Annotated in this window: 10 protein-coding genes, 1 tRNA gene and 1 riboswitch; all 11 genes read left to right on the forward strand. The window is 54.9% G+C overall.

Annotation, left to right across the window (positions count from 1 at the left end; translation table 11 throughout):
• Nucleotides 1–143: 143 nt before the first annotated feature.
• Entirely contained in the window at nucleotides 144–866 is a 723-nt protein-coding gene (locus MCACP_RS02835; protein ID WP_406677884.1) for a FadR/GntR family transcriptional regulator, read from the forward strand.
• A gap of 251 nt (nucleotides 867–1,117) precedes the next feature.
• Nucleotides 1,118–1,206, forward strand: a riboswitch (cyclic di-GMP riboswitch).
• A gap of 157 nt (nucleotides 1,207–1,363) precedes the next feature.
• Complete coding sequence (locus tag MCACP_RS02840) at nucleotides 1,364–1,591, forward strand: hypothetical protein (protein ID WP_406677885.1); 228 nt, start codon at nucleotides 1,364–1,366, stop codon at nucleotides 1,589–1,591.
• A 61-nt stretch (nucleotides 1,592–1,652) separates the two neighbouring features.
• Nucleotides 1,653–1,727: transfer RNA gene (locus tag MCACP_RS02845), tRNA-Gly, on the forward strand.
• 196 nt (nucleotides 1,728–1,923) lie between these two features.
• Complete coding sequence (gene tig / locus MCACP_RS02850; protein ID WP_406677886.1) at nucleotides 1,924–3,258, forward strand: trigger factor; 1,335 nt, start codon at nucleotides 1,924–1,926, stop codon at nucleotides 3,256–3,258.
• A 53-nt stretch (nucleotides 3,259–3,311) separates the two neighbouring features.
• On the forward strand, nucleotides 3,312–3,911 hold the full coding sequence (gene clpP / locus MCACP_RS02855; RefSeq protein ID WP_141265412.1) for an ATP-dependent Clp endopeptidase proteolytic subunit ClpP: 600 nt from the start codon (nucleotides 3,312–3,314) through the stop codon (nucleotides 3,909–3,911).
• A gap of 23 nt (nucleotides 3,912–3,934) precedes the next feature.
• Nucleotides 3,935–5,194 carry an ATP-dependent Clp protease ATP-binding subunit ClpX gene (clpX, locus tag MCACP_RS02860; protein WP_406677887.1) on the forward strand — a complete coding sequence of 420 codons (1,260 nt, stop codon included), beginning with the start codon at nucleotides 3,935–3,937 and terminating at the stop codon, nucleotides 5,192–5,194.
• Nucleotides 5,195–5,295: 101 nt separating this feature from the next.
• Nucleotides 5,296–7,014, forward strand: a complete 1,719-nt coding sequence (gene lonB, locus MCACP_RS02865) for an ATP-dependent protease LonB (RefSeq protein ID WP_406677888.1) — start codon at nucleotides 5,296–5,298, stop codon at nucleotides 7,012–7,014.
• A gap of 98 nt (nucleotides 7,015–7,112) precedes the next feature.
• Nucleotides 7,113–9,425, forward strand: coding sequence for an endopeptidase La (gene lon / locus MCACP_RS02870; RefSeq protein ID WP_406677889.1), 2,313 nt, complete (start codon nucleotides 7,113–7,115; stop codon nucleotides 9,423–9,425).
• A gap of 355 nt (nucleotides 9,426–9,780) precedes the next feature.
• Entirely contained in the window at nucleotides 9,781–12,423 is a 2,643-nt protein-coding gene (locus MCACP_RS02875) for a valine--tRNA ligase (RefSeq protein WP_406677890.1), read from the forward strand.
• A gap of 11 nt (nucleotides 12,424–12,434) precedes the next feature.
• The gene (locus MCACP_RS02880) at nucleotides 12,435–13,757 is read left to right on the forward strand and encodes a bifunctional folylpolyglutamate synthase/dihydrofolate synthase (RefSeq protein WP_406677891.1); all 1,323 of its coding nucleotides are present in this window, start codon (nucleotides 12,435–12,437) and stop codon (nucleotides 13,755–13,757) included.
• Between the two features lie 62 nt (nucleotides 13,758–13,819).
• Nucleotides 13,820–14,467: a redox-sensing transcriptional repressor Rex gene (locus tag MCACP_RS02885; RefSeq protein ID WP_406677892.1), complete on the forward strand. Its 648-nt coding sequence runs from the start codon at nucleotides 13,820–13,822 to the stop codon at nucleotides 14,465–14,467.
• The last annotated feature ends 61 nt before the right edge of the window (nucleotides 14,468–14,528 follow it).

Consider the following 14,528-nt stretch of genomic DNA (forward strand, 5'->3'; position numbering starts at 1 on the left):
CTTTAAATGCTTAAACCTCCGTGTTACTGCGGGCGGCTGTGCTGTCAACCAGGCTTATGTCGCTGAAGTAGTACTTGTAAAAGAAGTTGTGAGTTGATAAGACAGCGAGGCCGGAGAACATTTGGTATAGGTGTGTGAATAATATGAAAGACAGGCTTGTTATCAGGAAGAAGAAAATGTATGAAGAAGTGGTGGAGCGCATCATCCAGTTGATTAAAAAAGGTGAGTATAAAGTAGGGGACCGGCTGCCGCCCGTGCAAGAATTGAGCGAAATGTTCGGGGTGGGTACTCCTACTTTAAGGGAAGGCCTTTCTGTTCTGGCTTCGAGCGGCATCCTGGAGATAAGACACGGTAACGGTATTTTTGTCAAGCGCTTCCCTTTAGAGCCGGAGGACCTGCTGGCGCAATTAAACGAGGTCGAGTACGAGCAGCTCCTCTCCTGGGTGGAGTTTCGCCGGGCGCTGGAAGCCGAGGCCGCTGCCCTGGCCGCCGAAAGGCGCGAGGAAACTGACCTTGACGCCATGGAAGCGGCAGAAAAAAGGCTGGAAGAGGAGATAACCAGGGGAGAAATCACCATCGAACCTGACTACCAGTTTCATAACAGTATAGCCTTAGCTACCAAGAATCCTATTTTCATTCAGACTGCTACCACAATCGAGCATATCCTGCGGCAGTATTTTCAATTGAGTTTACGGTACGGCAGGACCTTCCCCTGGCACCGGGAACTGGTGGTGACCGAACACCGGAAAATATTGGAGCACATTCGTAAAAGAAGGCCGCGGGAAGCGCGCAATGCCATGCTGGAGCACCTCAACAACGTCGCCGGACGGGTGAAGCTTTTAGAGAGCCTGGCCAGGGGTGAGTAGATAGAGGAACTTTAGCCGGCAGAAGCTGGCGTTTAATCCATTCTTAGTTTAAATTTAATTCAATTTTAAAGAGGGCTTAATACAATTATAACGCCGGCGTGCTATTATATACGCGAGCAAAGCCCTCTGACCTCCTTTTTAATATATATACCCTACCACACCCGGATTGCACCGGGTTGTTTTTTTATTGCCCCAAAAAGATGGTATATTTTGCAGGAAAAAAAACGTAAATGTCGAATAGCGTACAAGGTTACCGCTCAAGGCAAACCCCGCCGAAAGGGGGGGACGCAAAGCCATGGGTCTAAGGCTTTTTATAAGCTAAGATCGCCAGGCTGCCGGTACCTTGATGCTGCTGTAATTTTTAAGCATTAAGACAGGGGCGGCCTTTGGCGATGGAGGCCGTCCTATATTTTTGTAACTATAACTAACGGCTGCTGCGTGCATGTGATCATTGCCGGGAAGGGGTAAATTAATGAATAAAACGGGGTTATTATCTGATGGCCAGCCGGGATAAACTTGTTAACCTGGAAGTACTGGAAGCCCTCCTGGACGATTACCTGCGACGCAAGACTTTGCCGGCAACTTATAAAAACTATCTATTAAGGTTAATCGAAGGCCAGGTCGACATACTTGTTCACAATCTTTTACAAAAGGTTGATAGCGAGGACATTAATCAACCTGGCCGGTGCGCTAAATTGTCACAGTCCGGTGGGCAGAAAACTTGACAGAACCGGAGCTATCTGCTAATATATCGCTACGGAAAGCGCGGTAGTGCCTGAATAACGGGCGGAAGTAGCTCAGGGGTAGAGCATCGCCTTGCCAAGGCGAGGGTCGCGGGTTCAAATCCCGTCTTCCGCTCCATATTTTTGGCTTGGGGGGACCTCGGATCGGGTTTTTACCTGTCCGAGGTGTTATTCTACTAGCTTGTTTTTTAGTAGGCGTGGCAGGAAAAGGTAGATAAAACGGCGAAATAAAAGTGGTGATAGTATTTTAAGCTTAGTGGATGGTCATAATGAATGGCGTCCAGCAGTCGGGAGCAGGGAGGAGCAAGTAAGTAATGAAGGCAACTGTCGAGAAGTTAGATAAGCATCAGGTACTTCTGGAAATCGAAGTTGAAGCACCCAGGGTACAGAAAGCCCTGGATCAAGCTTACCGCCGGCTGGTAAAGAGGGTGAACATCCCCGGTTTCAGGAAAGGCAAGGCACCGCGTTTTATCCTGGAACGGTATATCGGCAAAGAGCCTATCTATAATGAGGCGGCAGAAATTGTTATTCCACCGGCCTATGAAGAAGCAGTAGCCGAGCACCAGCTGGAACCCATCGACCGCCCCGAAGTGGAAATAGTCAAGGTGGAAGAAGGCGAGCCCTTAATCTTCAAGGCCAAAGTCGAAGTCAAGCCGGAAGTCCAACTGGGCACCTACAAGGGCGTGGAAGTCGAACGGCCGGAAGTAAAAGTTAGCGAGGAAGATGTCGACGCCTACCTGAAAAGCTTGCAGGAGCGTTATGCTACCCTCAAGAACATCGAAGATGAACCGGCAGCAGCAGGGGATATTGTCGTCATTGATTTTAAAGGAACGGTAGAAGGCCAGCCTTATCCAGGTTTAGAAGGCAATAATTATACTCTGGAATTGGGTTCGGGTACCTTTGTTCCCGGCTTTGAGGAACAGCTGGTGGGTGCCCGGCTAAACGAGGAACGCACCATTACCATTACCTTCCCTGCCGACTACCACAAAGAAGACCTGGCAGGCAAGGAAGCCGTCTTCCAGGTTACCATCCGGGGCATTAAACGAAAAGAGCTGGCCCCCCTGGATGATGAATTTGCCAAAGATGTCAGCGAGTGTGAGACGCTGGCCGAACTGCGCCAGGATATCCGTCGCCGGCTGGAAGAGAGGCGGCGGCAGGAAATAGATGCCGCTGTAAGGCAAGCCGTGGTGGCCAAGGCCGTAGAGGCAGCTACGGTGGATTTACCGGAAGTCATGGTTAAACGGCGCATCGAAGCCCGGCTCAGGGAACTGGAACGTAGCCTGCATGCCAGGAAAATAACCCTGGAGGAGTTCTTAAATAGTAATGGTAAGACTATGGATGATTTAAAGAAAGAATTCCAGCCCGCTGCGGAAAGGGATGTAAAGACCGAGCTGGTGCTGGAAGCTATTGCCAAGGCTGAAAATATTGCGGCCACGGAAGAAGACCTTGAGGCGGAAATTGAGAAAATGGCCCGGATGTTCCGCCAGGATCCGGACGAAGTACGGAAGAATTTGGGCGACTTGTCCTTCCTGAAATACGATATAATGATTAAAAAGACCATTGATTTTCTGGTAGAGAACAGTGTGGCCGTACCTCCCCGGGAAGGCGGCGAAGAGGAGACAGGAGAAACTGCTGCAACGGAAGGCTAAATGGCGTAGAAGCGGTTGTGGAAGAAATTTTTACCACGGAGGTGGGGTAAGGAGTGTCAATCCTGGTACCAGTAGTAGTTGAGCAAACCAACAGGGGCGAGCGGGCCTACGACATTTATTCCCGCTTGCTGAAAGACCGGATCATCTTCCTGGGAAGCGCCATTGACGATCATGTAGCCAACCTGGTGATTGCCCAGATGCTTTTCCTGGAGGCAGAGGATCCCGATAAAGATATCCACCTGTATATCAACAGTCCTGGTGGTTCCATCTCGGCCGGGATGGCTATCTTTGATACCATGCAGTATATCCGGCCTGATGTTTCCACCATTTGTGTCGGCCTGGCAGCCAGCATGGGCGCCTTTCTCCTGGCTGCCGGCGCTAAAGGCAAGCGTTTTGCCCTGCCCCACAGTGAAATCATGATTCACCAGCCCATGGGTGGCACCCAGGGGCAGGCTGTGGATATCGAAATCCATGCCAGGCGTATCCTGGCCATCCGGGATACATTAAACCGTATTTTGAGCGACATTACCGGTAAACCGGTAGAACAGATTGCCAGGGACACCGACCGCGATCATTTCATGACCGCTCAGGAAGCGAAGGAGTACGGTTTAATTGACGAGGTGATCACCAAGCGCGAGTTGCCCGGTAAATAGGGACAGCGAGGTGAACTAAAACCATGTATAAATACACGGATGATAAGGGCCAGCTGAAGTGTTCTTTCTGTGGTAAACTTCAGGACCAGGTCAAAAAACTGGTCGCTGGTCCTGGCGTCTATATCTGCGATGAATGTATTGAGCTGTGCAATGAGATAATCGAAGAAGAGCTGAGCGAGGATCTGAACCTGGAAATGGGCGAGCTGCCCAAACCCAAAGAGATCCGGGAAATCCTCGACCAGTATGTCATCGGCCAGGATAAAGCCAAAAAAGCCCTGTCGGTAGCCGTTTACAACCACTACAAGCGCATCAACCTGGGCATGAAGATGGATGACGTCGAGCTCCAGAAGAGCAACATCATCATGCTCGGTCCCACCGGCAGCGGCAAAACCCTACTGGCCCAGACCCTGGCCAGGATCCTGAATGTACCCTTTGCCATTGCCGACGCCACATCTCTTACGGAAGCCGGTTATGTGGGCGAGGATGTGGAGAACATCCTGCTAAAGCTCATCCAGGCGGCCGACTACGATGTGGAGAAGGCGGAAAAGGGCATCGTCTATATCGATGAAATAGATAAAATCGCCCGCAAGTCGGAAAACCCGTCCATTACCCGGGACGTATCGGGCGAAGGTGTCCAGCAGGCCCTCCTCAAAATCCTGGAAGGGACCATCGCCAGCGTACCCCCCCAGGGAGGGCGCAAGCATCCCCACCAGGAGTTCATCCAGCTGGATACCACCAATATTCTCTTCATCTGCGGCGGTGCCTTCGACGGCCTGGATAAGATCATCAAAAACCGCATCTCCCAGAAGACGATGGGCTTTGGTGCCGAAATTCACGGTAAAAAGGACATCCAGGTGGGCGATATCTTAAAGCAGGTCCAGCCGGTCGACCTGCTGAAGTACGGCTTGATCCCCGAATTTGTCGGTCGCCTGCCGGTTATCGTTACCCTGGATGCCCTGGATGAAGATGCTCTGGTCCGGGTCCTGACAGAACCCCGCAACGCCCTGGTGAAGCAGTACCAGAAGCTGTTTGAAATGGACGGAGTCACCCTGGAGTTTAAAGAAGATGCCCTGCGGACCATTGCTAAGGAAGCCCTGAAACGGGAAACCGGCGCCCGGGGCTTGAGGGCCATCCTGGAAGAGATAATGCTTGACGTAATGTATGAGATACCTTCGCGGAGCAACATCACCAAGTGTATCGTCACTAAAGATGTGGTCCTGCGCAAGGAAGAACCCCTGTTGTTGACGGTTGAAAGGAAGAAGAAAAAAGAAGAAACGGCCTGATGCGAAAGGCGGTAGCGGGAAAGCTACCGCCTTTTTGGATAAAATCTTCCTTTCCGGATAAACTTTAGGTAATCGAGATATCCGGAAAGGAGTAAAGACCAATGTATGAATGGGGTCAAGGTCTGGGAGGAGTATTAAGTTTTATCCAGATATTTTTTGCCGTGGTAATCGGTCTCTATTTCTGGAACCTTTTGCGCAACCAGCAGGGCAACCGGGTGGCGATCGAGAAGGAATCCCGTAAAGAACTGGAGAAACTCCAGCGTATGCGGGAAATATCCCTGTCGGAACCCCTGGCGGAAAAGACGCGTCCCACCACTTTTGAGGAAATAATCGGCCAGGAGGAGGGTCTTAAGGCGCTCCGGGCCGCTCTCTGCGGCCCCAACCCCCAGCACGTCATTATCTACGGCCCGCCGGGGGTAGGCAAGACGGCGGCCGCCCGCTTGGTCCTGGAAGAAGCCAAAAAAAACCCCCTTTCCCCCTTTAAAGAGACGGCCCGGTTCGTCGAAGTGGACGGGGCGACCTCGCGTTTTGATGAACGAGGCATTGCCGATCCCCTGATCGGTTCCGTGCATGATCCCATCTACCAGGGTGCCGGCCCCTTAGGCATCGCCGGTATTCCCCAGCCCAAACCCGGTGCCGTCACCCGCGCCCATGGCGGCATCCTGTTTATAGATGAAATTGGCGAGCTGCATCCCATCCAGATTAACAAGCTGCTTAAAGTCCTGGAAGACCGGAAGGTGATCCTGGAAAGCGCTTACTACAGTTCGGAAGACAGCAACATCCCCAGCCACATTCATGATATCTTCCGGAACGGTCTGCCGGCCGATTTTCGCCTGGTAGGAGCAACGACCCGCTTGCCCCAGGAAATTCCGGCCGCCATCCGGTCGCGCTGCCTGGAAGTTTTTTTCCGCCCCTTGCAGGCAGAAGAAATCGGCATCATTGTCCGCAATGCGGCCAGGAAGATAAATCTATCCATTTCCGCGGCCGCCGTGGAAATAATCCAACAGTATGCCACCAACGGCCGCGAAGCCGTTAACATGGTGCAGCTGGCAGCCGGCCTGGCCCTGACGGAAAAGCGCCAGGAGATTACCCGCGAAGATGTGGAATGGGTGGTGACCAGCTGCCATTATACTCCCCGCCAGGACGGCCGGGTTTCCCCTGAGCCCCAGGTGGGCGTGGTCAACGCCCTGGCCGTCTCCGGTCCCAACATGGGCCTATTAGTCGAACTGGAAGCCAGCGTCAATTTTGCCGGCCACCGCCGCGGCCAGGTTACCGTTACGGGCGTCATCGAGGAAGAAGAAAGCGGAAGTTTTGACGGCCGCCGGGTGCGGCGGCGGAGCATGGCCCGCAATGCGGTGGATAATGTATTGACCGTCCTGCGCAAGCTTTTACCGGTAGATGTACGGGATTATGATATTCACCTCAATTTTCCCGGTGGAGTACCGGTCGACGGACCTTCCGCCGGTATCAGCATGCTAACGGCCGTTTATTCCGCCTTTACGGAAATACCGGTTAACAACCTGGTAGCCATGACCGGAGAAGTTTCTATCCGGGGTACCGTCCGGCCGGTGGGCGGCGTGGTGGCCAAGGTAGAAGCGGCCCGGCTGGCCGGGGCGAAAAAAGTGCTCATTCCAAAAGATAACTGGCAGGAAATATATCGCTCTTTTACAGATATCCAGGTAGTACCCGTCCAAACAGTCAATGAGGTCCTGGAACAGGCCTTAATGCCGCGGGCAAAGTCTAGCAGCCATGAAGGTTTCAAATCCCGCCCCCAGGTTTTAAGCGCAACACCTTTGCCCTCTCGCCCTTTAAGCTGCTAAAGCTATTGCAATAAGACGAATAATGCCGTAGAATATACTAGAATAATTACCTGGACAGGTAAGAGTATATACAAGGGAGCACCTTGGAGGTGTAAAGTTTGAGCCGGATCCTTCCCCTGTTGCCCCTGCGAGGGGTTATTGTTTTTCCTTACACGGTAATTCACCTGGATGTCGGGCGGGAGCGTTCGATCAGTGCCATAGAGGAGGCAATGCTAAGGGACCGGGTTATTTTCCTGGCCATGCAGAAGGAGGCCCAGGATGACGATCCCGGGGAAGATGATATATATACTACCGGGACGATAGCTGAGATAAAGCAATTATTAAAGTTGCCCGGCGGCACCATTCGCATCCTGGTTGAGGGTATCCGGCGGGGAAAGATCAGGGAATATTTGAGCCATGATCCCTTCCTTAAAGTCGAAGTCGAGGAGGCCCCGGAGCCTGCCGAAACTTCCAGCGAAATCGAAGCCCTCATGCGCTGCCTGATCGATGAATTTGAGACCTATGTAAAGATGTCCAAAAGAATCCCACCGGAGACGGTGGTGGCCGTCGTCAGCCTGGAGGAACCGGGACGGCTGGCCGATGTGGTCGCTTCTCACCTTAACCTTAAACTGACGGATAAACAAGCCGTCCTGGAAGCGGTGGATATTAAAGAACGCCTGAACCTCCTGTGCGAGATCCTGGCCAAGGAAAAGGAAATCCTGGAACTGGAACGCAAGATCAACTTGCGCGTCCGCAAGCAGATGGAAAAGACCCAAAAGGAGTATTATCTGCGCGAGCAGATTAAAGCCATCCAGAAAGAGCTGGGAGAAAAGGATGAAAGGGCAGCTGAAGTTGAGGAATTGCGGCAGAAAATTGAAGCAGCCAGGCTGCCGAAAGAAGTGCGGGAGCGGGCTCTAAAGGAAGTTGAGCGCCTGGAAAAAATGCCGCCCATGGTTGCCGAGGCCACGGTTGTCCGCAACTACCTGGACTGGCTTTTGAGTTTACCGTGGAACAAGCAAACCCGGGACCGCCTGGATATAAAAGTGGCCGAGCGCATCCTGGATGATGATCACTATGGCTTACAGGAAGTCAAGGACCGCATCCTGGAATACCTGGCCATCCGCCAGCTGGCCAGGAAGATGAAAGGCCCCATCATCTGCTTTGTCGGGCCGCCAGGAGTAGGCAAAACGTCCCTGGCCAAATCCATTGCCCGGGCCCTGCAGCGCAAGTTTGTGCGCATATCTTTAGGAGGGGTGCGGGATGAGGCCGAGATCAGAGGCCACCGGCGCACCTATGTGGGCGCCCTGCCCGGCCGGATAATCCAGGGTATGAAGCAGGCGGGGACCAGGAACCCGGTCTTCCTGCTCGATGAAATTGACAAATTGAGCAGTGACTTTCGCGGCGACCCGGCTTCCGCCCTGTTGGAAGTTCTGGACCCGGAACAGAACTATATGTTCAGCGATCACTATATTGAAGCTCCTTTTGATCTCTCCAGGGTAATGTTTATTACTACGGCCAACGTCGAATACTCCATCCCGCGGCCGCTTCTCGACCGCATGGAGGTTATCCGCATCCCGGGTTATACCGAAGAAGAAAAGGTTAAAATCGCCGCCCTGCACCTGGTACCAAAACAGATTAAGGAACACGGCCTGAAAAAGGAGCAACTGGAAATATCAGAAAATGCCCTGCGCCGTATTGTGCGGGAATATACCAGGGAAGCCGGGGTGCGCAACCTGGAACGGCAGATTGCTACCATTTGCCGTAAAACGGCCCGGGATATTGTCAGCGGTAAAACCAAAGCAGTTAGAATTACCGCCGGCAATGTAGAAGAGTACCTGGGTATACCCCGTTACCGGCACACGGAAGCCTTCCAAAATGAGATGGTAGGAGTGGCCAACGGGCTGGCCTGGACTGAGGCCGGAGGCGAGGTGCTCAATGTAGAAGTATCCGTCATGAAGGGCAAGGGCAACCTTACCCTGACGGGAAAACTTGGTGACGTCATGAAAGAATCGGCTTATGCCGGTTTCAGCTATATCCGCTCCCGGGCGGACGCCCTGGGGCTGGAAGCAGACTTCCATGAGAAGCATGACCTGCACATCCACGTGCCCGAGGGGGCCATTCCCAAGGACGGGCCATCGGCAGGAATCACCATGGCCACGGCCATGGCCTCGGCCCTCACCGGTGTACCGGTGAAGGGCAATCTCGCCATGACGGGCGAGATTACCCTCCGCGGCCGGGTGCTGCCGGTAGGCGGTATTAAAGAAAAGGTCCTGGCTGCTCACCGGGCAGGGGTGAAAAACATCATCCTGCCCCGGGAGAATGAAAAGAACCTGGAGGACATCCCGGCCAATATCCGGCGCAAGCTCAACTTCATCATGGTGGAGCATATGGATGAAGTCCTCAAGGAAGCCCTGGTGAGGAAGGAAGAATAACAGACAATACTTGACAGCAAGAGCCAGAAATCGGTAAGATAGTACCGTAGAGAGCGCCATTTTAAGGCTAATCTCCCCTCGTCCGTCCGGGCGGATGGGGGTTTTTTGTAGTGGGCTGGCTTTGTTTTCGCTCGCTCCGTGGTCCTCGCGGAGCGGCCTAAGGCTCAGCCTCCGGCTCGGGCGGGGTTCCCGGCCTATTCGGCATCCTTGCCTCAGAGGCCGGCCTCGGACATCCTGTCCTCGGCCCCGCCCTCGCTCTTCGGCTTCGCCAAGGCCGCTAAGCCGCTCGGACCAAGTCGCTCGCTCAAAACAAAAGCCAGCCAGGGTAAGTAATGATTCCGAGGAGGCAAGCGTTTTGGCTGCGTTAGACAAGGTCTACGATCCCAAAGCCGTAGAAGAAAAATGGTACCGCTACTGGACTGAAGCAGGCTATTTCCGCGGTCCCCTGCCGGCAGCAGGCCAGCAACCCTTCAGCATAGTTATGCCCCCGCCCAACGTTACCGGGAGCCTGCACCTGGGCCATGCCCTGGACAATACCCTGCAGGACATCCTTACCCGCTGGCACCGCATGCGGGGGGATGCCACCCTGTGGGTGCCGGGTACCGACCATGCCGGCATAGCCACCCAGGCCCGGGTGGAAGAAGAGCTGGCCAAGGAAGGCTTGAGCAAATATGACCTGGGCCGGGAGAAGTTCCTGGAGCGCGTCTGGGCCTGGAAAAACGAGTACGGCAACCGCATCACCAGGCAGCTGCGCCTCTTAGGTACCTCCTGCGACTGGAGCCGGGAACGTTTTACCATGGACGAGGGCTGCTCCCGGGCCGTGCGCGAGGTCTTTGTCCGCCTCTATGAAAAGGGCCTTATATACCGGGGCAACTATATTATCAACTGGTGTCCCCGCTGCCAGACAACCATTTCCGATATCGAGGTGGAACACGAGGAAGAGGACGGCCGCCTCTGGTATATCCGCTATCCCTTTAAAGACGGCGACGGCGGTATCACGGTGGCCACCACCCGGCCGGAGACCATGCTGGGCGATACGGCCGTAGCCGTGAACCCGGAGGACGAACGTTACCGGGACGTAATCGGGAAAACCCTGATCCTCCCCCTGGTCAACCGGGAAATCCCCCTGATCGCGGACAGTTACGTCGATCCTTCTTTCGGCACCGGGGCCGTCAAAATAACGCCGGCCCATGATCCCAACGACTTTGAAGTGGCAGCCCGGCACAATCTCCCCGCCATTACCGTCATCGGCAAGGACGCGGTGATGACGGAAGAAGCCGGTCCCTACGCGGGTATGGACCGCTACGCCTGCCGGGAGAAAATAGTTAATGACCTGAAAACCAGCGGCTTCCTGGTCAAGGTGGAAGACCACACCCATGCCGTGGGGCACTGTTATCGCTGTGGTACTGTGATTGAGCCCCTGGTCTCACCCCAGTGGTTCGTGCGCATGGCTCCGCTGGCGGCACCGGCCATCCAGGCAGCGAAAGAAGGCAAGGTACGATTTATCCCGGAACGCTTCACGAAAATATATCTGAACTGGCTGGAGAATATTCGTGACTGGTGCATCTCCCGCCAGCTCTGGTGGGGCCACCGCATTCCCGTCTGGTACTGCCAGCAGTGCGGTGAAGAAATTTGCGCCGTAGAAGACCCTGTGGAGTGCCCGGCCTGCGGCAGTACGGCCCTGGAACAGGATCCCGATGTCCTGGATACATGGTTCAGCTCCGCCCTCTGGCCTTTTTCCACCCTGGGATGGCCGGAAGATACGCCGGAACTGAAAACCTTCTATCCTACTTCCGTCCTGGTAACAGGCCGGGATATCATCTTTTTCTGGGTCGCCAGGATGCTTTTCATGGGCCTGGAGTTCATGGGCCAGGTGCCCTTCCGGGAGGTTCTTATCCACGGCCTCGTCCTGGACGCGCAGGGGCGCAAGATGAGCAAATCCCTGGGAAACGGCGTCGATCCCATGGAGGTTATCGAAAAATACGGCGCCGACTGCCTGCGCTTTATGCTGGTTACCGGCAACACGCCGGGGAACGATCTCCGTTTTCATCCCGAACGCCTGGAGGGCACCCGCAATTTCACCAATAAAATCTGGAATGCGGCCCGCTTTGCCCTCTTGAATCTAGAGGACTTTAAGCCCGTTCCCCTTGAGGCAAAAGAGCTGGCCCTGCCCGACCGCTGGATTTTAAGCCGTTTGAACCGGCTTATTCGCGAGGTCACGGAGGGCCTCGAGGCCTATGAAATCGGTGAAGTGGCCCGGCTCCTTTATGACTTTTTCTGGGGTGAATTTTGCGACTGGTATATTGAACTAATCAAACCCCGCCTGTACGGCAAGGATCAAAAAGCCCGGCAGGTGGCCCAGGGAGTCCTCGTGGAAGTCCTGGGTAAAAGCCTGCAGCTTCTCCATCCCTTTATGCCCTTTATTACCGAAGAAATATGGCAGCATTTACCGGGAAAAAGGGAGAGCATCATGATCAGCTCCTGGCCCCGGGCTTTGCCGGAGCGGGATGACGATGACGCGGAGAAGGCCATGGAACTCGTAATGGCTGTCATCAGGGCCATCCGCAACCTGCGCAGCGAAATGAATGTACCCCCGGGACGGCCGGCCGAGGTCATCCTGGTGGCAGAAGCGGAGGAAGATCGACAGATATTGCAGCAGGCCTCCCTTTACCTGGAAGTGCTGGCGGCGGCCAGCCCGGTGCAGGTGAAGGCTGCTTTATCCCAGCCACCGACCCGGGCGGCAACGGCGGTCACCGGCGGCGTCCAGGTGTTCCTGCCCCTGGCCGGCCTGATTGACCTGGAAAAGGAACAGGCCCGCCTGGAGAAGGAACTCAAGAATACCCGGGCCGAGCTGGAGAAGGTGGAAAAGAAGCTGGCCAGGGTAGACTTCCGCACCAAAGCCCCGGCGGTCATTGTAGCCAAGGAAGAAGCCCGGGCGGCGGAATTAAAGAGCAAGATAACGGCTTTGAGCCAGCGCCTGAGCTTCCTTAAGGGTTAGGAGGCGAAGGGGTGGATTATAAAGAAGCCCTTGAATTTTTGAGGCGGCTGACAAAATTTGGCTTTAATCTGGGCCTGGAGCGGATTAGAGAACTCACTCGCCGCTGCGGTGCGCCCCAGGAACGGTTACGGTTTATCCACATTGGCGGGACCAACGGCAAGGGTTCGGTAGCCGCCATGGTTGCCAGTATCCTGAAGGAGGCCGGTTACCGGGTAGGGCTTTTTACTTCACCCCACCTGCATTCCTATACCGAACGGATGCGGATTAATGGCGTGCCTATCCCCGAAGAACGCCTGGCAGCCCTCCTGACATGGTTTAAGCCGGTATTAGAGGCCATGGTGGCCGCAGGTTATGAACACCCGACGGAATTTGAAGTAAGTACGGCGGTGGCGCTGAAATATTTTGCCGAAGAGGGTGTTGACCTAGCAGTCCTGGAGGTCGGTTTAGGGGGGGCTATCGATTCTACCAATGTTATATCTTCAGCCCTGGTAAGTTGCATCACCAATGTAGGCATGGATCACATGGAGTACCTGGGGAACAATATAGCTGAGATCGCCAGGGTCAAGGCCGGTATCATCAAAGACGGCGGCGTCGTGGTGACTGCGGCCCGTCGCCCCGCGGCCCTGGAAGTGATTAGCCGTACCTGCCGGGAAAAGGGGGCCACCCTTTACCGCGTGGGCCGGGACGTCACCTGGCAGGAGCGCCGCGTCTCCCTGGCCGGGGGCGAGTTTGACCTGCAGGGCCTGCTGGGAACCTATGAAGGCCTTAAAACCTCCCTGCTGGGCAGGCACCAGCTGGAAAATGCCGCTACAGCCGTTGCTGTGGTCGAAGCGGCCGTGCGCCACCATGGCCTTGGGGTTACGGAAGGGCATATCCGGCATGGCCTGGCGCAGGCCTCCTGGCCGGGGCGGCTGGAAATCATGCATCGGGAGCCTATGATCGTCATCGACGGCGCCCATAATGTTGACGGGGCCAGGACTCTCCGTCGGGCCCTGGAAGAAATATTCACTTACCGGCGGCTGATCCTGGTGCTGGGTATGCTCGCTGACAAGGAGCGCGAAAAGGTAGTGGCCGAGCTGGTCCCGAAGTCCGCGGCGGTAATTGTTACCCGGCCCAGCAATCCCCGTGCCGGAGACTGGCAATCCCTGGCGGGCTTTGCGCGCCGGTATGGAGAACAGGTAGAAGTTATTGAAGATATCCCTGGAGCCCTGAACCGCGCTTTGAATATTGCCGGGCCGTCCGACCTCATCTGTGTAACAGGATCATTGTACATGGTGGCAGAAGCGAGAGAATGGCTTAAGAAGCTTAAAAAAGAGGATTCTATCTGCCGGTAGCGAATATCTTTAAAAGGTTATTTGTACAAGGCCATATTGAGCCATCAAGGGGGCAGATTCAGGTGAAAACCCTCAAAATTCCCGAGGCCACCATTATCCGGCTTTCGGTTTATTCCCGCTACCTGGCCCAGGTGGACCGGCGGGGAGTGACAACCATCTCTTCCGGGGAAATAGCCGACGGTGTTGGCGTCAGCCCGGCCCAGGTACGCAAGGACCTGGCCTATTTTGGCGAATTCGGTACCCGCGGTGTGGGGTATAATGTAAAGGATCTCTACTGGCACATCATCAAGATCCTGGGCCTCAACACCACCTGGTCGGTGGTTATCATCGGTGCCGGCAACCTGGGTACGGCCCTCTCCATGTATGGCGGCTTCCGGGAGCGCGGTTTTAAAGTGGTGGGAATTTTTGATAATGCTCCCCATAAAATCGGCTACCGCTTGAACGGCGTGGAAGTCTACCCCATGGAGCGCCTGAAGGAAATTATCGAACGGGAAAAGGCCCAGATCGCCATCATTGCCGTACCGGCAGAGTACGCCCAGGAAGTCGCCGACCAGCTGGCCGGCACAAGCATTCAGGGGATATTAAACTTTGCCCCCTGCGTGCTCAATGTACCAGAGCATATTGAACTCCGCAATGTTGACCTTTCCGTCAACCTGGAACTTATTACCTTTAACCTGGCCCTGCGCCGGAGTATGAAGGGTGTGAGATAAACCCGCCGCTTCACGAGAACCAGGTAGCCGGTAATGGCGGCGAGCTGCCACCAGCGATGGC

The sequence above is a fragment of the Neomoorella carbonis genome, from assembly GCF_045278715.1.
In the GTDB taxonomy this organism is placed as follows: domain Bacteria; phylum Bacillota; class DSM-521; order Neomoorellales; family Neomoorellaceae; genus Neomoorella; species Neomoorella carbonis.